Here is a 17,153-nt window from a genome sequence, read left to right on the forward strand (position 1 = left end):
TATCAACTCCTTTTGCAAAAGTCCTGCCAAATAATCCATGGATATACTTTCGGCGGGAAAGATTCACTTTTCGTTGTGTCCTTCTTTGTTGGATGTTCAAAAGCTAATGTATGAGACCATAGAGCAATCTGCTGACCTGGTTGGTTCACCTTTTGGCCGTATTTCTGATCACCGTAGATGGGACAACCAATGGACGCTAATTGAACGCGAATCTGATGAGGTCTCCCTGTGTGGAGATTGATCGATAGTAAACTCAGGCCATCGCTGTCTCCAATCACCTCATAATCCAGCACTGCTTTTTTCGCCTTTTTGATTTTTTGTGACACAACGTAAACCTTGTTTTCCCGATGATCTTTCAGCAAGTAGTCCTCCAGCATGCCACGATCTTTTGAAGGACTCCCCCGGACCACAGCCAGATAACGTTTTTCAAATGCCTCCCTGCGTATCGCATCTGATAGACGTGATGCTGCTTTGGATGTTTTCGCAAACACCATCACACCGCCAACTGGCCGATCAAGCCGGTGGACAAGCGCCAAAAAGACATTACCAGGTTTCTGATAACGAACCTTTATATCGTCTTTCAGCATCGTCAGTAAATCTTTATCATTTGTACTATCTTCCTGTACCGGTATATTAACAGGTTTTTCAACCACAAGAAGATGGTTGTCTTCGTAAATAATCGGAATTTCCACCGGCTCATCACGTCTCCTTCACCAATGGTAGTTATAGCATAACATATAACTGCCTGCATGCTTAGGTTTACTGACTCTTTTTGCGGTCATTGCCTGTCAACAGCAGGCCTAACCATAATCCGATTCCCACAATGACGAATATCATGGATGACGAGATGGCAACATACATTTCACCTGTCGCAAGGCGTGCCGTCAAACCAGCATACAGACTAAAAAGAATGAGACCTGCTGATAAAGCGTACAGACCGGAACGAATTTTATTCATTCCAAATTTCTTCTTGGTTTCCCGAATTAGAATACTATACGTCAGTAATATGACGCCACAAATGATAAATATGGATGGCCCAGCTACGGCTATTCCCGGTATAGCCTTCATAAAATAAAGCATAGCGGATACGAACATTCCAAACAATACCAGGAGTACACCTGCAATGACGCCAGCTGCCGAAATACGCGCTGTCATGCTGCTGTAAACAGACTTTTTAGCGGCATCCCGGCCACGTTCACGCATATCATTGACTAGCCCGCTCAAGTCACCTATTGAGATAATCGCTTCCTTCAATGCTTCATCTTCCGTCATATCCCGTTTTTTAAAGTCCATTACTTTTTCTTTGATATTCGTTGTCAGTTCCTCTTTTAAATCAAATAATTCCTGACTCTCCCCGACATCGGAAAACAAACCATCAATATATTTCTGTATTTTCCGGTCCAAATCTTTTTTATGCCTTATCATGACCGAAACCTCCTTTGATCAGTTTTTCTAAAATTTCTTTAGCAAAGCCCCAATCTTCACGATTTTGCTGATACAGTTCTTCCCCTTCATCTGTAATGCGATAATATTTACGCCTTCCCCCCTGCGTTTCATCTCCCCAATAAGAAGTGATATAACCTTCTTTTTCCATCCGGCGGAAGGCAGTATATAATGTTGCTTCCTTCAGTTCATATTGCTGATCACTCAGCGCAATAATTTGCTTGTAAATATCATACCCGTAACTATCGCCATGGCGGAGTATATTTAAAATAATTGTCACCGTATGACCACGTATTAGGTCTGTTGAAATTTTCCCACCCACAATTCATCACCTCACAATGTATATAATAAAACACATTACTATTTATGTCAAAGTAATGTGTCAAAAATTATTGTCACTAAAAAAAGGGAGATGCACCAATTGTACATCTCCCCGTTTTATATCAGTATTATTTAGTTCGTCACTGATTCAGCATGTTCCCGTACTTGTTTTAATGCACCGCTCCAGGCAATTACCTGATCCAGCATTTTGTTGGCATTATCGGCATGATAATCAGCGGGTTTAAACTCGCTGAAGTTTTCAAAGTCTGTCATCAATGAGAATGTAACGGCTGTTTGCACATCTGCCACCTGAAGTTCACTAAAAATCAGACGCAGGTTTTCATGTGCGCGTGTACCACCAAGGCTGCCATAGCCTACAAACCCAGCTGCTTTATTCGCAACTTCCGGTTTCAGATGATCCAGTGCATTTTTAAGAGCGCCGCCTATCGCATGATTATACTCTGGTGCCACAATGACATAACCATCAAATGAAGCCATTTTTTCTGACCAGTCTCTGACGGCTGCTTCTGACTCCTTTTGCTGAGCTTCGGGAATTGATGCACCCAGCATTGGCAGCTGGTAGTCGGCAAGATCAACGATTTCATATGTCACATTGTCATTGCGTTTTACTGCAAAATCATGAATCCAATTAGCAACAGCTTCCCCATTACGACCTTCGCGGACACTACCCAAAATAATACCTATATTTAACACGTTGCTATTCCTCCTGTATTCTTGTGATGTTTTGAATCAATTTAACTGAATTCATTATTTCATGAAACAACGTTATATTACCATCCAATATACCCATGTTCAATTTATCTGTTTATAACACATAACCAACTTGTAACTAGTAAATAGAAGGATATCCGTACGCGGGGTCCAAATCATAAAGTGTAATGCCTGGTACATACTAACCTTGATTGAAATAATCGCAAAGGAGCTAAAGATGTATGGAAAATGAACCTAGAAATTCTACAGAAGCCGCCCTTCACCACTATAAACACGGATTAGGTTCCTTTACAGACAAGATGCCGGAATTAGCTGAACATTATAATGCATTCACACAGGAATGTTTTAAAGAAGGTGCTTTAACCAAAAAAGAAAAACAGCTGATTGCATTGGGAATCAGCCTCTACGCACAAGACGAATACTGTATTATCTATCATACAAAAGGCTGTCTGGATCAAGATTGCTCAGAGGAAGAGATCCTTGAATCAATCGGTGTGAGCGCAGCCTTCGGAGGCGGGGCAAGTATGAGCCAGGCTGTTACCCTTGTCCAGGAAAGTATTGAGGAACTAAATGAGCTAAAACATTAATATGATTCATAATAGTGGATGACACGAAGAAGCATATGGCTATTCTTTGTGCCATCCACTTTATTTCAAATATACCTAAGAAGTTGTTTTCGCCCCCTCCTGACTGCATATCCTATTGGCTAACGTCTGCAGATACGGGGCCATTTAACTCAGAACGGAAATGCTGAATCCTTTGCTTTTTGGATCTCGCGGAATACGTTCACACCATGCACAAGATCATCTGCAAGTCTGTTCAGCCTGAGTACTGCATCGTCATCCACAATTTCCTTCTGGTAATAACTTTTTTCTTCCACAAATACATATTTCTGGATGATAACAGCTTTCATATAGGAAAGAATCGGCTTCAGCTGGTGTTCCGGCACTAAATAATGTTTAGAAGACCCGGCCGTCGCAACAATACCGACAACTTTATTCTGGAAACCTTCATTTGGGAGCAGATCAAACAAGTTTTTCAACGTACCCGGGATGGATGCCTGAAAAATCGGTGTGCCAATAATGTAAGCATCTGCCGCCATTATTTTTTCCAATACGGTTTTTGTATCACCGGCGTAATCCCGGTAATCCCTTCCATCACTGAATACAAGTTCATAATCGCTTAGATCGATCAATTCTGTTTTAAATTCCTGATGCTCATCGTTTAGTTTATTTAAAATCTGTTCGACTGCAATCCGTGTTTTTGAGCCGATAACAGATCCGGATATGCCAATTACCTTCAACATTTATGCCTCCCCAAAAGTTCCAAGTATAAATAAATGGAATAATCTTATTTTCAGTTTCTTCTAATCTATTTTACACAAAAAAATTGATAAATACAGCTAATTGAACTGATACCTGTCAGAATACAGCCTACTATTTAAAGGCGGCTTGGACAGGCGTGATCAGTACGATTTTTTTTATGCGAAAAAGCACGTTTTCCGGATAAAACAACGTGCTTTTCTTCATGATATACATAAATTATAATGTTATCTGACTCGAGAAAAAGTAATCACACCGGTGAGCTATGAGCTTAATTTTGTGTTCTATCTTCCATTTGAGGCGGTTCTTCTGTCCATCCGTATTCGATCATAATATCGCCGCCATCATTGGCAAAGTTGAATACATCTTTAGCTGTTGTGATCATTTTCAGCGGTAGATCCTTTCTAAGGCTAAATGATGTTCCGATCATATTACTGCCTAAGCCAAAGCTGGTTAATAAAGAGGTGTTATACATCATAAGCTTATCAGAAAAAGGTGCTGTTCTTGAATTGGTTACCAACCCGGCTGCCGTCACCGGAACATTTACATCACTCTCTAATAGTATATCACCAAATTTCGATATGATTTTTTTGGACAATTCTTTGCCACGAAAGAAATATTTTTGAACCTGCTTTTCCTTAGCCACTTGTGAAAAACCAGTCATTAATTTCATACCTGTTACATTTGATTCAATCCCTTGGTAGAGATAAGACACCTCAACCGTGTTCAAGCTTCTCTTATGACCACTAAATCCTGAACGATAATCTTTTTGCTTAGCAAATACAGCCCGTTCTGGCAAATTTACAGCTGGTGACTTTTGAAGCACACCTTTATCCAGCAAAAACTGTGTCGTTTTTTCACAGTAATCCTCTGCGAATTCTGAGCACCGTCTATACAGATTAATTAAGTCCTGCCGGTAACTCATACCCAAATGGAGTGCGTGGATTCCCGATGCAATTTTCATCATCAACCGTAAGTACATCATACTGAACAGCTCATCAAATAATGGTGGCGTATCACGAATGATGTCATTTTCTGTATATCCAACCGGAACCGCCGCTCCCTCCTGCCTGAAAATACCAGCTATCTCAATAACAAAGTCAGCTTCCTTTTGATGAAACAACTGCAATATCTCAGTAACTTCCGGGTCCTGACTATGCTCCATAAAATGTTCAATAACCCTTAACATCATTGTTTTTTTCTGATAAACGATCCAAAGTGTCCCAAGCTCAGATGATGAGATTGGTATAGGGGTTGTCATCTAACCACTCCTTCATAAGTTAGTATACCGCTTTGATGCAATATTATAAGGAATAATTTAAATGTGAATTTATTATCCCTGCCATTTATAAATTGCATTTTAAGAACTTTTAACTTATGAGTTAGTGGATATAAAAATTCCTTGTACTCCGATGTGAGGAGAGGGCGAACAAATGACTAGGAGTATTTATTGTTTCAGATTATTCCGTTCGTAAAACGAGTGAACCGAGCAAAATTTTGGCAAAAAAATCCTATAAATAATGGTGTTCTCGAACCACTTGATTTTCACACAGCCCCAGATCCATCAGAAAACCTTCATAAACGAATGTCCCATTCCCGGCTTTAGTGGTAACATCAGAAAATACAACATGATTCCCGTCCGGCGACAATGCAGGTGATAAAATAATCGGCTCATTGGAGGCAAAATCTCCCGCCGGTAAAATCGTCTCCTCACTGCCGTCTTCAAGCGTATGGAAAACAGATGCAATATTGATAGCAAGCCAATGTAATCGTACCGCCCATAAAAAGCTGAACAGCAAGGGAAGTATAATAAATAAACAACAGCAAATGCTATCGCATGAGGTGAATAGCATGGGAAAACAAGAGAAAAAAACATTTAAAATGCGGACACAGGCAAATATGGATGGCGAATTAAACGTACAGGATGGACTTGAACCCAATAACCCGCTTAAAGAGGAAGATAACGATGCAGGGGATTCGGTTGATAAGCACAAGGAACTGGAGTCTGCCAATCAGGTTATTGCCGAGAAGGAAATAGAGCAGGTTAATCATAATTCGTGAATTTTAATATTGCAAAGCCGCATTTACCATTTATTCATGCGGCTTAAACAAAACGAAAACTGATTTGGAGCCTTTTTGCTTCGGTGCGCCATACTATTTTAAAGAAACTGGCGGCTGGTATGGTGCTAATCACAGCACAGGTACAGTAAAGGTCGCCTTCACACCGAAGCAAGTCATCATTGAATTCAGTTCTGCTCCAATTTTTAAATTGTAACTGCTGTACCATACACTAACAATTCGCTGCACCGCTTGCCACCTTAGACGTAACAAAGCGGACATTGACGACTGCGTCAGCCCTCTCTTACCATACGATTGAAAAGATGATACAGTTTCAGTAAACTAAGAACAGGAGGGATAATATGTACCTAATCGTTGAAGACAAAATCAAAGAATCCATTAAGAACGGTGATTTTGATGATTTGCCAGGAAAAGGAAAAAAACTTAACGTACGTGATGAGCTCCCTGGTCTGTCGCCGGAACTCAATCAAGCCTATAAGATTTTAAAGAACGCCGGCTTTGTTCCGGAAGCAAAAGAAGATCAAAAAAGCGGAAAAGATATGACCTCTGACGATTTATTGACGTATGCAGCAGGTGAAGAATACAAAGACAAGTCCCGCAAAAGCAAACAATTCGATCACCTAGTCAAAAAGCGAAAACTTCATCGCAATCCAAAGTTTCCATTTTACCGCAAAAAGATATTCGGAAAGTTGTCCTAAGAAGAACTGGGTAATGACTGCTATGAAATGTCAGGTACCAGTTCTTCTTTTTTTAGTAGTCGGATTAAACATACTACTTTGCCTTGACAGTTAATTCAATTGATACAGATTAATAATATATGTTGTCCCTTATGATTTTATTTGGAACATTAGCAATCATGGTGATGTCTCATAAAAAAATGAGACCTCCCGCTCTGAGTTAGCACGCTCCATTCGAGAGATCTCTCTTGGACATATTGAGGCACAACTTTTGACGGGGTTCGGTCGTTACACTGTTCCATGTGAACTCATGGAATAGTTTTTATATGCTATGCATTGTGAATTCTGTCTATTTATAGGATACTCCGGATATTGTGTTTGTACATGATGATAAAAAGACATAAACGGGAAAAACTAGGTGCTGTTAAACAAGAATGGTAAAGGAGCGAGTTATGATGAGTAAAAAGGTCGCCGTCGTGCTGACAGATATGTTTGAAGATGTGGAATATACCGACCCGGCGGATGCATTAAAGGATGCAGGTCATGAACTGACAGTGATTGAAAAGAAAAAAGGCGATACCGTTACAGGCAAGAATGGTGAAGCTGAGATTCCAGTCGATGCTCCCATCGATGAAGTGAAACCGGAAGACTTTGATGCATTGATGATTCCCGGCGGTTTCTCACCAGATATTTTACGTGCAGATGAACGTTTTGTTCAATTTTCCAAAGCCTTTATGGATGCCAAGAAGCCGGTGTTGGCAATCTGTCACGGACCTCAGCTGCTAATTACGGCGAAAACACTTGACGGACGCAAAGCAACAGGTTATAAGTCCATTCAGGTTGATCTTGTAAACGCCGGTGTTGACTTTATCGATGAAGAGGTCGTTGTCTGCGGCGATCAATTAGTCACCAGTCGTGAGCCGGACGACATTCCAGCATTTAATCGTGAAGCACTTAACATACTTGAGAATGCTTAACAATTCAGTTAGGGTGCTAAGGCTGAATAAATTGGTTCAAACATCAGATCAGCTATTACAATGAAAAACATAGTTCGTTAAAAAATCCGAATATCCTGCTCTGCCCGCTCAACGGTAATATCACGAGCACCATGAAAAGCGGCAAAAGCCTCCAAAGATGTCTTTAAATTGCCCCGGAGGCTTGGTGTGACTTCCACGTCTGGATCGATCTGAAGCAAGCGGACAGTCAATACTTGATTCTCTCTGTCCAGACCTGGGTCAACCCGGCCGATTAGGCGATCCCCGGCAAGAATTGGCATCGCGTAATAACCATATCGACGTTTTGCTTTTGGTGTATAAACCTCCCATTTGTAGGAGAAATCAAAAAGGTCAACAAGCCGCTCCCTGCGCCAGAGCAGGTTATCCAGCGGCGGCAGAAAAATGATAGGGTCATCATCCGATAACAGCTCCTGAAGGTGTTTATCATGACTTTTTAACCTATCCAAATCCTCAGCTAACATATAATACTGCCGGCGAACACCTTCTATTTCCAATGGGATAACCATGCCATCCTCAACCCGTTTCATAATCACTGCCTGACGTTCTGCAGCACTCATTTTTTGCCAGCCTAAACGGGCATCACCCGCATCAAAAACACGATAAGCACGCATATATTTTTCCAAAAGTGCTTTGTTCGATTCAGAAACATCCATATTTTCAGCTTCCTGCAGAAGTTTTCGCGGTATCGTACGCTCCGTCAGATCAAAGAACCGTTCACTGCCTTCTCTCCTGACAACCCTGATCATACCTGTATCAAGCAGTAGGTTCAGGGCATGAGATGTCGCCTTCGTCCGGGGATATTTATGATCCCATGCGCCATGTACACGATCTGCTGCCCGAAATGAGCGGGAAGGAAGCGGCCCCTCAAGCCGCAGCTTTTCCACAACATCATCAACGACAGCACCGAGTTTGTCCAATTCTTCGCGCATTTGGTTTCGGAAACGGATCCGGGTCGCTTCAAATAACGGATAATCATCCATCGGAATCGTACAAGCAGCATTCGCCCAATACTCGAAAAGGTACCCTTGTGACAATAGCTCGTTTAGCATGTCAGGCTGATAGCCGGGAACCCGTGCTGCCAACACAAGATGCTGGTTACGTGCAACAGACGCCACGGCATCCAACTGAACACATTCAAGCTGCCGGATCATCTGTGATGCCGACTTTATAGCAGATGGATCAGCCATCCCCTCATAATGGGAAAGCAGATGCTGGGTGTCCAGCAAGAAGCGGCGAACTGCTTGACGGTTTGTCTGGAATGATTTCATTTGTTCCCCATCCTTATTAGTAATCGAAGCCGTAATCATTAAGCGGTGAACCCTCAAGCAATATTTTACCACACAAACGATTCGTCTGAAGCAGTATTATTGTAGCCCGTCTGAATCGCCGCTTCCTGTATTACCTATATTAAAAAACACTCAATTCATGGCTAGTTTTGAATGAAATCGCTGTAGTTTGTCCTTCCAACCTATAAGGTCATCTTTGTTCACATATCTCTAATAACGGACAACCTTCACATATAGGCATTTTTTGACAATACACTTTCGCATGTTCTACCAGCAGTGCATGAAATTCATTAAACAGCTGCAATGACCCCGGTACTGCTTCTTCAACTTGTTCCCGAAAGTTATCATAGGCGGATGGCATATTGAAACCGAGACGATAAAAGATTCTTCTTGCATAAGCATCTACTACAAACATCGGTTGATCAAAGGCATACAACAGCATGACATCAGCGGTTTCACGTCCAATACCGTTAATGCTGAGCAGTTCATTTCTTCGTGTTTGCTTATCCAGTTTTTTTATGGTTGCAATATCATAATCATACGTTTTAAACCATTTCAAAAAAGCCTTGATCCGTTTGGCTTTTATGTTAAAAAAGCCACTGGAGCGAATCAGCTGTGCCAGTTCTTCAGTTGTTAGTTTTTCCATCCGTTCAGGGGTTAAATATGGCTTGACGTTCATTAATGCCTTTTCCACATTGCGCCAATTGGTATTTTGGACAAGAATGGCGCCAATCATCATTTCAAACGTCGTATCAGCTGGCCACCAGTTTTGCGGACCGTAAAAGTTAAACAATTTATGGTAGATCCGTTGATAATTGTTTGTCATGATGTGATACCTCAATTAATCAAATAGTATTATGTCAAAATTTGGTGAGACAGCATCAGTTGTAAAATCGTTGCAGATTATCCCCTTAACCAATAGACTCACCTTATATATTTTATGAAATCCGAAACATCCTTAAACAGTGCATCCGGTTTTGAGGTAAATTGTGCTGTCTGATAATTCGGGAGCCATTGAACACCGATGGTACGAACATTTGCCCTGTTACCCGCGTCAATATCCGCGTCACTATCTCCAACAAACATTGCCTCTGGACTTCCAGCATTTAAAACCGATAAAGCCCTGTTAATCCCCTCCGGATGCGGTTTCGGTTTTTTAACATCATCACCGGTTATCATCACCTCAAACGAATCATCCATATGAAGGGCTTTTAATGAGATATCCAGACTTCTTTTTGCTTTCCCGGTGACAATGCCTAATTTAAATCCTCTGCCACTTAAATATTTCAGCATATCGTTTATTTCATTATTTACTTGAACCAGCTGCTGATGATTTTCTTGATAGCTTTTATAAAACAGCTCAATAGCCTCTACGCTATTGCCGTTTGTTAAATTTTTTCTGATAATATCTGTCTCAGAAGGGCCAAACATTGCTCTTACGTTATCATCAGAAAGTTCCTTGCCGTCAAACGTTCTGAATACATCCTGAAAAGCCCGGTAACATATAGGCAATGTATCAGCTAACGTCCCATCAAAGTCAAATATAATCGCCTTCACAAATATCCCCCCCTGAAAATCTTCCTTTTATTCATATTATCAGACTACACTTTAAGTTTCACTGTAAAAAAGAATTGGTAAAACAACTTTTTCCCAGGGGAATACCGGAAACCTACTATCACCAGCATCACAAAAACCCCCTGTTTCTAATCACAGGGGGTAAAATTAATCATTCATCTTCATTTTCGTCTTCAGAAGACTTTCCATATTGGTAATCATTAGGATCAACAGGTTCCCATTGTTCATTAGGTTCATAGAATCGCAACAGATCCCCATTCAGCACTTCATCATTCAGACTCAGTTCGTAATGGACCTGATCACGCAGTTCCTTCATCTCGTCCGTCGGTTCTTCAATGACTTCTCCCGTATCATTATGATAAAAGACACCCTGTACATAGCTGTAGTCCTTTGTCATGAAGCTGCCATTACGGAACGGAACAAAGTCCTTATGCTCATCGGAAAACAAGTCAGTTCCAAACTGAATATAGTCTTTGTCCTCGATGCCCAGTAAATGCAGCAATGTTGGCATGACGTCTGCCTGGCCGGAAAATTCATGATTCGTTCCTTGGCCATCGACGCCCGGTACACGGATCATAAACGGAACCCGCTGCAAATTGGCGTTTTTCAATTGTGTGATTTCTTCCTCACCCAGAATTTCGCTCATTGCTTTGTTATGATTTTCCGAAATGCCATAATGGTCACCGTAAATCATAATGACAGAATCTTCATATAATCCTTTTTCCTTCAGATCCTCGAAGAACTGGCGCAACGACTCATCCAAATAACGCGCCGTCTGGAAGTAACGGTCAACAGTGCCATCTCCCGTTTCTGCCTTTTCAATTGTTTCATCACCTTCATCCAATATGAACGGATAATGGTGTGTCAATGTGATAAGATGGGCGTAAAACGGCTCATCCTTCTCAGCCAGATCTTCTAGCATCGGCATGGATTGCTCAAAGAATGGCTTATCCTTCAAACCATAGTTAATGACTTGTTCGTCACGCATATCATAAGAGCTGGAATCGTAAAACTTATCGATTCCAAACTGCTTGTAAATCTTGTCTCGATTCCAGAATGATCCCTCATCACCGTGGAGCACTGCACTTGTATAGTCGTGCTCCTGATCCATAATAGCGGGCAGAGACTGATACGTGTTCGTTCCTTTTGTCACAAACGCAGATCCCTGCGGAAGCCCATACAGCGAATTATCCATCAAAAATTCAGCGTCAGCTGTTTTTCCCTGTTCGGTCTGATGGAAGAAATTATCGAAATACGTGAAATTCTTGCTCTGATCATGGACTAGTGAATTCAGAAAAGGCGTCACTTCTTCACCGTGCAATTCGTAATCAATCAAAAATGACTGGAAGGACTCCAAGTGAATTTTGATAATATTCTTGCCTTCTGCTTTTCCGAAGTATTCCGCATTAGGCTCAGCGTATTTCTTGTTCGTATAATTTTCAACCTCGGTTATATCCTCGCTGGATGCCATCGAACGTTTGGCATTTGCTTTAACCGTCTGAGCTGTGTTGAGTACTGCGAAATTAGGTGCTCCAAGATATTTAACGATATAGTTATTGTCAAATACACGCTCGAGCAGCTGCGGACGATCTATTTCCGCCAAACCTAAATTAACGGCAAATACGAGCACGCCGGCAGCCATAACGGCAAATGGCTTTTTGACACTGAGTCGTGCCGGAGACCAATTTGTTTTCCGTTTAACAAACAGCAAGAGCAGTACAACCAGATCCAGAGCATACAAAACATCATGCCATTCAGCCAGTCCGAAGAAACTTTTTCCTATGCTCCCTGCATTGTCTGTCTGCATCAATGTTTGTATTGTTATAAAATCATCATAGAATCGGTAAAAAACAACATTGGCATACAGAAACAAGGTTAGCAGCGTATCAATGATCAGCAGCCAAATCCCGAAGCGTCTGCCTTTAAAAAACAACGCAAGACCCAGCAAAATCAGCCCTGTACTCAAAGGATTGATAAACAGTAAAAAATGCTGCAGTAAATTGCTGATTCCTAAATTAAATTCTGATACATATATAATATACGTTTTCATCCAAAATAGAACTAAGGCTAGTATGAAAAATCCCATTTTAGTAGATTTTAACGCTTTTAATTTTTTCACCTTAACTCACTCTCCAAATTGTTTTACTTGCAAAATATCATACCATGGGTGCGGTTTTATCCCGGTTAACTTCAGGTATGAACCTATGACACTTTCATGTCTGACACTTTCATGTCAATTCAACTGTTTATAGGGCTTCATAGAGCCATTCAGTTTTTAACCGAATTCTATTCTACACCCGTTTTCCTTTTTTGTTAAGCCCTAAATGAATGGTAATTTACACTAATCCTTTATTTCCTTTATACTAAAAGCTAAGCCATATTGGATTTGTACTGATGGATTGCTTGAAAACAGTTGAGTAAAGGGAGCGAGGAGATTTGCCGATGGATAAGCATGTCGTATTTTTTGATGCCGAATGCCCTTTGTGCCGTACAGTAAAAGCGGTGCTGAAGAAGCTGGACTGGAATGATGCCATTTTCTGGTATCCTGTCCAGGAAGTCAGTGAATCAACAAAAAAAAGGGTTCATCTTTACAAAAACATGTATGACGAAATCTATATGTATACGAAAGACAAACAGATGCTGACGGGCTTTTATACAGTACGCAAGATTCTTTCTTTACTGCCCGCCACCATGCCTTTAGCTGTATCGCTTTATCTTCCGTTTGCTGAAAACATTGGTGATCCGGCGTACCGTTTTATTTCGAAACGGCGGTACAAGTGGTTTGGGAGAGTGCCGTATAATAAGCCCTGACCCCACACGCCGCAGGTTAGTTAGGCGGTCGTGCAACCAGCCCCCCCCAATCGCTGTGCTGCTCAAGAATTTGCAGCGTATTTTCTCAAATGGACGGGGGAACATCTGTGATTACAATCGTGTCCCTGGCATCGTTCACCTTGTTGGTGCAGCATCTGATATATCCTATTCGATTCCTGAGAAAAACGTATTAATCGAATCATTGTAGAAGGGTTGTCACTCTGAAAACAGCAGCAAACAAGTGATCCAGTGAAAAGGCCGATCCTTCGAAAGTTGTCACCATCCTTAACCAATTATGACTTTTTCTTTAGGCTGATGATACAAGTCATTAGTTTCAGTTCCTCTCATAAGGAATAAGAATGAAAAAATCCCTATTCTTCCCACAAACATTAAGAAGATAATGATACATTTACCAAACATACTCAGTTCTGAAGTAATTCCCATAGAAAGCCCAGTCGTTCCAAATGCTGAACAGACTTCAAAAATAATCTCTATTAACGAAAACGGCTCTGTAGTGGCTAATAGGACCATAGCTGATCCACATAACATCGTAGCCGTCGTAATAACTATAAAAGACCGATAAATATCCTCAGGATCCACCTCTCGTCTAAATAGCTTAATACTGGAATTACCCTTGGCATAATTAAATATGGACAGCAGCATAATTGCAAAAGTTGTCGTTCTGATCCCGCCACCAACACTGCTAGGTGAAGCACCAATAAACATCAAAGCGCAGATCACCAACAATGTAGGTATTGTAAAATCACTGACATCCATCGTAGAGAGACCGCCATTTCTGGTGGTAACAGACTGAAACAGACTGTAAAATAGTTTCTCATGCCATGCTTTGTCCATTAAAAAAGCGTTTCGCTCAAAAAAATAAATTAATCCCCATCCGGCTGCTAACAGACTAAAAAAGGTCACAGATGTAAGTTTAGTAAACAAAGAAAAATGATGATTAGGATAAAGACTATCGCCTCTACTGCTGAGTAAAGCCTTTAGTTCTATCAGTACAGGGAACCCAATAGCTCCCAGAATCAACAAAATCATGTTAATAAACTGTACAAAGTAATCATGGGCAAAGGGCATCAGAGAAGACCCCGTGATATCAAACCCTGCATTTGTAGTAGCACTTACTGCTCCGAAAAAACCTTGTAAAAGCGCTTCCTGCCATGTGTCAAAATAGTGTAAGAAGTAAGTGCTTAAAATAATCGTGCCAAATAATTCAATGGTTAAAATAATTTTAAGGATGTTGATCATTAATTTAACTAATCCGGAAAATGTTGATCGGTTCTGGTCAATCCTGATTAATTGTCTTCCCCGAAGTCCAATCTTCCTCCCAAATATTAACCAAACAAACGTTCCTAAGGTCATAATCCCTATCCCGCCAAATTGTAGAATGACGGCAAGTACTATCTTGCCCGCGGCATTAAATGTTTCAGCTGTTGAAACAACCGTTAATCCTGTGACACTTACAGCACTGACTGCGGTAAATAATGTATCTATGAAAGAAACATCGACCCCTGACTGATGAAGGAAAGGCAACCCTAAAAGCACCCCTGAAATCAGCACAGCAGTTAAGTAAAATAATACAATCAGATGAATCGTAGATAGCTCTCTGATGAATGAATGAGTGCCTAGTTTCACTGTAAAAACCCCTCGCTGATCAAAATCATAACTATATCATAGAACGTCAAACAAAAAATAACAATCATCAATGACGAATTTTGAGGATTATTTTATATGAAACATTATTTTTTAGCTATTATGCAGCAAGATTGTACATAAAACAATTGTTAATATGCCAGCTTATATAAATGAAAAATAATGTGAATACTGCTAAAAACCCTAACTGAGAAAGGGAGTAGCAAATTGGGACAGGAAAAAACACGAAAAGAATTCGCCGTCATTGGGTTAGGGCGTTTTGGGGGGAATTTATGCAAAGAACTCGCTGATATTGGTGTCGATGTTCTGGCTCTTGATAAGAACATGGAACGCGTTCAAGAGTTTTCTTCAATAGTTAGTCATGCAGCTGAATTGGATGCCATTGATGAAGACTCTTTGGAACAAGTGGGAATCAGCAATTTTAATTATGTCATCATCAGCTTTGGGGAAAATCAGCAGTCAAGTATACTTGCTACGCTTATCTTAAAGGAAATGGGAATAGATCACGTATGGGTAAAGGCTCAAAATGAATATCACGAGAAAGTACTCAAGAAAATAGGTGCTGACAAAATCATTCATCCAGAACGGGATATGGCAGTCCGAATCGCTAATAATGTTGTATCAGATAAGGTAACAGACTATATTGAGTTATCTGATGAGTACAGCATTGTTGAGATTAAAGCAAGTAAAAAGATTAGCGGGAAAACATTATCTGAACTCGACATCCAAAACAATTATAATTGTAATGTGGTGGCAGTAAAACGGAGCTCAACTAATATCATTGTTTCACCTCCTCCAGAAACGGAAATTTTTCGAACAGATATACTTGTGACGATCGGCAGCAACAGTAATCTTAACCGTTTTGAGAACGAGGTGGTATAGCCATTGATTAATAGAAAATTCAATCCTGCTCAATTTTTGGTATTGATTTTTATAACGTTTATTGTTATCGGAACATTTTTATTGAAACTGCCTATTTCCACAACTGAGCCCGTCACCATACTGGATGCCATGTTTACAGCAACATCGGCATTGACGGTGACAGGGCTGATTGTCGTGGATACTGGTACAGCATTTACACTATTTGGCCATATCATCATATTGTTATTGATCCACCTTGGCGGCCTGGGAATTATGACATTCGCCGTTTTTATATTTTTAATGGCAGGAAGAAAGATTGGATTTAAAGAGCATGTGCTCATTACACAATCACTTAACCAGAACTCCATAGGTGGCGTGATCATTCTTGCCAAGAAAATCCTTTTATTTTCTTTATCCGTTGAGACTGTTGTATTCATTTTGTTAGTTATCCGATGGGTCCCGCTTCTGGGATGGGAAGAAGGTCTGTTCGCCAGTTTGTTTCATGCGATATCCGCTTTTAATAATGCAGGTTTTTCCATTTGGTCTGACAGCTTATCTGGTTTTGTCGGGGATCCGGTGGTCAATCTTATTATTACCTCAACGTTTATCCTTGGTGGTATTGGCTTTACAGTGATTTTTGACATATGGAAAAAGAAAAAGTTTAAAAAATTCAGCTTACATACAAAACTGATGGTTGTTGGTACAGTTGTCATTAATAGTATGGCGATGATATTAGTATTTCTGCTGGAATTCAGTAACCCTGGAACACTGGATAATCTGTCCCTCGTTGACAAAATACAGGCTGCTTTTTTTCAGGCTGTGACACCAAGAACGGCTGGATTTAATACAATTGGTACAGGAAGTTTAAATGACTCAACACTGTTTTTCACCATTTTATTGATGTTTATTGGTGCTGGCAGTGCGTCAACTGGCGGTGGCATAAAATTGACAACATTTCTTGCGTTGATGCTTTCTGTTACTGCTTTTCTGACCAGGAGGAGCGAAATCAGTGTTTTTCGAAAAACCATTACCGATGCAGCAGTGGTCCGCTCATTGGCCATTGCCGTTATAGGTTTTTCCTGGGTAGTGATGGATATTTTTATCCTGGATATAACCGAAGATGCTTCATTTATCACGATTGTTTTTGAAACAGTATCTGCATTTAGTACGGTAGGTCTATCTATGGGATTAACAGGGGACTTGACGGCGATTGGCAAGCTGATGATTATTGTTACGATGATGATCGGCAAACTCGGTCCTTTAACATTAGCTTTTTCGCTTGCAACGCAAAGGACTGCTCATGTCCGATATGCAAGCGAAGACATTTTGACAGGGTGAATTAAGTTTTTTAAACAGCATGGATCG

19 protein-coding genes are annotated in these 17,153 nt (G+C 40.6%); 7 read left to right on the top strand and 12 right to left on the bottom strand.

Features of this window, described 5'->3' with window-relative positions; all coding sequences use genetic code 11:
• Positions 1 to 2: 2 nt before the first annotated feature.
• The 4 genes from BM195_RS09115 to BM195_RS09130 form a co-directional block, all read right to left on the bottom strand.
• Positions 3 to 692 (bottom strand): RluA family pseudouridine synthase, encoded by a 690-nt coding sequence (locus BM195_RS09115; RefSeq protein ID WP_090236878.1) that lies wholly within the window; start codon positions 690 to 692, stop codon positions 3 to 5.
• Positions 693 to 759: 67 nt separating this feature from the next.
• Complete coding sequence (locus BM195_RS09120) at positions 760 to 1,425, bottom strand: permease prefix domain 1-containing protein (RefSeq protein ID WP_090236881.1); 666 nt, start codon at positions 1,423 to 1,425, stop codon at positions 760 to 762.
• Positions 1,412 to 1,765 (bottom strand): PadR family transcriptional regulator, encoded by a 354-nt coding sequence (locus tag BM195_RS09125; RefSeq protein WP_090236884.1) that lies wholly within the window; start codon positions 1,763 to 1,765, stop codon positions 1,412 to 1,414. The genes BM195_RS09120 and BM195_RS09125 overlap by 14 nt, the downstream gene beginning before the upstream one ends.
• 131 nt (positions 1,766 to 1,896) lie before the next feature.
• The gene (locus tag BM195_RS09130; RefSeq protein WP_090236887.1) at positions 1,897 to 2,478 is read right to left on the bottom strand and encodes an NADPH-dependent FMN reductase; all 582 of its coding nucleotides are present in this window, start codon (positions 2,476 to 2,478) and stop codon (positions 1,897 to 1,899) included.
• Between the two features lie 239 nt (positions 2,479 to 2,717).
• Here BM195_RS09130 and BM195_RS09135 point away from each other — a divergent pair, with 239 nt between their 5' ends.
• Positions 2,718 to 3,083, top strand: coding sequence for a carboxymuconolactone decarboxylase family protein (locus BM195_RS09135; RefSeq protein ID WP_090236890.1), 366 nt, complete (start codon positions 2,718 to 2,720; stop codon positions 3,081 to 3,083).
• 149 nt (positions 3,084 to 3,232) lie between these two features.
• On the opposite strand, the gene BM195_RS09140 is transcribed toward BM195_RS09135, so the two are convergent.
• The 3 genes from BM195_RS09140 to BM195_RS09150 all read right to left on the bottom strand — a co-directional run bounded on the left by BM195_RS09140 (position 3,233) and on the right by BM195_RS09150 (position 5,617).
• A complete protein-coding gene (locus tag BM195_RS09140; RefSeq protein ID WP_090237082.1) occupies positions 3,233 to 3,799 on the bottom strand; it encodes an NADPH-dependent FMN reductase in 567 nt (188 codons plus the stop codon).
• Positions 3,800 to 4,089: 290 nt separating this feature from the next.
• Complete coding sequence (locus BM195_RS09145; RefSeq protein ID WP_090236892.1) at positions 4,090 to 5,079, bottom strand: DUF3231 family protein; 990 nt, start codon at positions 5,077 to 5,079, stop codon at positions 4,090 to 4,092.
• A gap of 250 nt (positions 5,080 to 5,329) precedes the next feature.
• Positions 5,330 to 5,617 carry a hypothetical protein gene (locus BM195_RS09150; RefSeq protein WP_090236896.1) on the bottom strand — a complete coding sequence of 96 codons (288 nt, stop codon included), beginning with the start codon at positions 5,615 to 5,617 and terminating at the stop codon, positions 5,330 to 5,332.
• A 52-nt stretch (positions 5,618 to 5,669) separates the two neighbouring features.
• On the opposite strand from BM195_RS09150, the gene BM195_RS09155 reads away from it, so the two are divergent.
• The 3 genes from BM195_RS09155 to BM195_RS09165 all read left to right on the top strand — a co-directional run bounded on the left by BM195_RS09155 (position 5,670) and on the right by BM195_RS09165 (position 7,551).
• The gene (locus BM195_RS09155) at positions 5,670 to 5,879 is read left to right on the top strand and encodes a hypothetical protein (protein WP_090236899.1); all 210 of its coding nucleotides are present in this window, start codon (positions 5,670 to 5,672) and stop codon (positions 5,877 to 5,879) included.
• Between the two features lie 359 nt (positions 5,880 to 6,238).
• Positions 6,239 to 6,595, top strand: coding sequence for a DnaJ family domain-containing protein (locus BM195_RS09160; RefSeq protein WP_090236902.1), 357 nt, complete (start codon positions 6,239 to 6,241; stop codon positions 6,593 to 6,595).
• A gap of 434 nt (positions 6,596 to 7,029) precedes the next feature.
• The gene (locus BM195_RS09165; protein WP_090236903.1) at positions 7,030 to 7,551 is read left to right on the top strand and encodes a type 1 glutamine amidotransferase domain-containing protein; all 522 of its coding nucleotides are present in this window, start codon (positions 7,030 to 7,032) and stop codon (positions 7,549 to 7,551) included.
• Positions 7,552 to 7,628: 77 nt separating this feature from the next.
• Here the strand turns inward: BM195_RS09165 and BM195_RS09170 are convergent, their stop codons facing one another.
• From BM195_RS09170 to ltaS, 4 genes are all read right to left on the bottom strand, one after another.
• Positions 7,629 to 8,858 carry a winged helix-turn-helix domain-containing protein gene (locus tag BM195_RS09170; protein WP_090236906.1) on the bottom strand — a complete coding sequence of 410 codons (1,230 nt, stop codon included), beginning with the start codon at positions 8,856 to 8,858 and terminating at the stop codon, positions 7,629 to 7,631.
• A 208-nt stretch (positions 8,859 to 9,066) separates the two neighbouring features.
• A complete protein-coding gene (locus BM195_RS09175) occupies positions 9,067 to 9,702 on the bottom strand; it encodes an endonuclease III domain-containing protein (RefSeq protein ID WP_090236909.1) in 636 nt (211 codons plus the stop codon).
• Between the two features lie 98 nt (positions 9,703 to 9,800).
• Complete coding sequence (locus BM195_RS09180) at positions 9,801 to 10,433, bottom strand: HAD family hydrolase (protein ID WP_090236911.1); 633 nt, start codon at positions 10,431 to 10,433, stop codon at positions 9,801 to 9,803.
• Positions 10,434 to 10,602: 169 nt separating this feature from the next.
• Entirely contained in the window at positions 10,603 to 12,537 is a 1,935-nt protein-coding gene (gene ltaS, locus BM195_RS09185) for a lipoteichoic acid synthase (protein ID WP_090237085.1), read from the bottom strand.
• Positions 12,538 to 12,893: 356 nt separating this feature from the next.
• Between ltaS and BM195_RS09190 the strand changes: the two genes are divergently transcribed.
• Positions 12,894 to 13,262: a thiol-disulfide oxidoreductase DCC family protein gene (locus BM195_RS09190; protein WP_090236912.1), complete on the top strand. Its 369-nt coding sequence runs from the start codon at positions 12,894 to 12,896 to the stop codon at positions 13,260 to 13,262.
• A gap of 285 nt (positions 13,263 to 13,547) precedes the next feature.
• On the opposite strand, the gene BM195_RS09195 is transcribed toward BM195_RS09190, so the two are convergent.
• Positions 13,548 to 14,909, bottom strand: coding sequence for a TrkH family potassium uptake protein (locus BM195_RS09195; RefSeq protein WP_170848208.1), 1,362 nt, complete (start codon positions 14,907 to 14,909; stop codon positions 13,548 to 13,550).
• 225 nt (positions 14,910 to 15,134) lie between these two features.
• Here BM195_RS09195 and BM195_RS09200 point away from each other — a divergent pair, with 225 nt between their 5' ends.
• Both BM195_RS09200 and BM195_RS09205 read left to right on the top strand, forming a co-directional pair.
• Positions 15,135 to 15,809 carry a potassium channel family protein gene (locus tag BM195_RS09200; protein ID WP_090236913.1) on the top strand — a complete coding sequence of 225 codons (675 nt, stop codon included), beginning with the start codon at positions 15,135 to 15,137 and terminating at the stop codon, positions 15,807 to 15,809.
• 3 nt (positions 15,810 to 15,812) lie between these two features.
• The gene (locus BM195_RS09205; RefSeq protein WP_090236914.1) at positions 15,813 to 17,126 is read left to right on the top strand and encodes a TrkH family potassium uptake protein; all 1,314 of its coding nucleotides are present in this window, start codon (positions 15,813 to 15,815) and stop codon (positions 17,124 to 17,126) included.
• The last annotated feature ends 27 nt before the right edge of the window (positions 17,127 to 17,153 follow it).

The organism is Lentibacillus halodurans (assembly GCF_900112045.1).
Lineage (GTDB): Bacteria > Bacillota > Bacilli > Bacillales > Amphibacillaceae > Lentibacillus > Lentibacillus halodurans.

Coding starts and splice junctions, on each gene's coding strand:
- BM195_RS09120 (WP_090236881.1), bottom strand. CDS start 1,425: ATGATAAGGCATAAAAAAGATTTGGACCGGAAAATACAGAAATATATT.
- BM195_RS09135 (WP_090236890.1), top strand. CDS start 2,718: ATGGAAAATGAACCTAGAAATTCTACAGAAGCCGCCCTTCACCACTAT.
- BM195_RS09145 (WP_090236892.1), bottom strand. CDS start 5,079: ATGACAACCCCTATACCAATCTCATCATCTGAGCTTGGGACACTTTGG.
- BM195_RS09155 (WP_090236899.1), top strand. CDS start 5,670: ATGGGAAAACAAGAGAAAAAAACATTTAAAATGCGGACACAGGCAAAT.
- BM195_RS09160 (WP_090236902.1), top strand. CDS start 6,239: ATGTACCTAATCGTTGAAGACAAAATCAAAGAATCCATTAAGAACGGT.
- BM195_RS09165 (WP_090236903.1), top strand. CDS start 7,030: ATGAGTAAAAAGGTCGCCGTCGTGCTGACAGATATGTTTGAAGATGTG.
- BM195_RS09170 (WP_090236906.1), bottom strand. CDS start 8,858: ATGAAATCATTCCAGACAAACCGTCAAGCAGTTCGCCGCTTCTTGCTG.
- BM195_RS09175 (WP_090236909.1), bottom strand. CDS start 9,702: ATGACAAACAATTATCAACGGATCTACCATAAATTGTTTAACTTTTAC.
- ltaS (WP_090237085.1), bottom strand. CDS start 12,537: ATGGGATTTTTCATACTAGCCTTAGTTCTATTTTGGATGAAAACGTAT.
- BM195_RS09190 (WP_090236912.1), top strand. CDS start 12,894: ATGGATAAGCATGTCGTATTTTTTGATGCCGAATGCCCTTTGTGCCGT.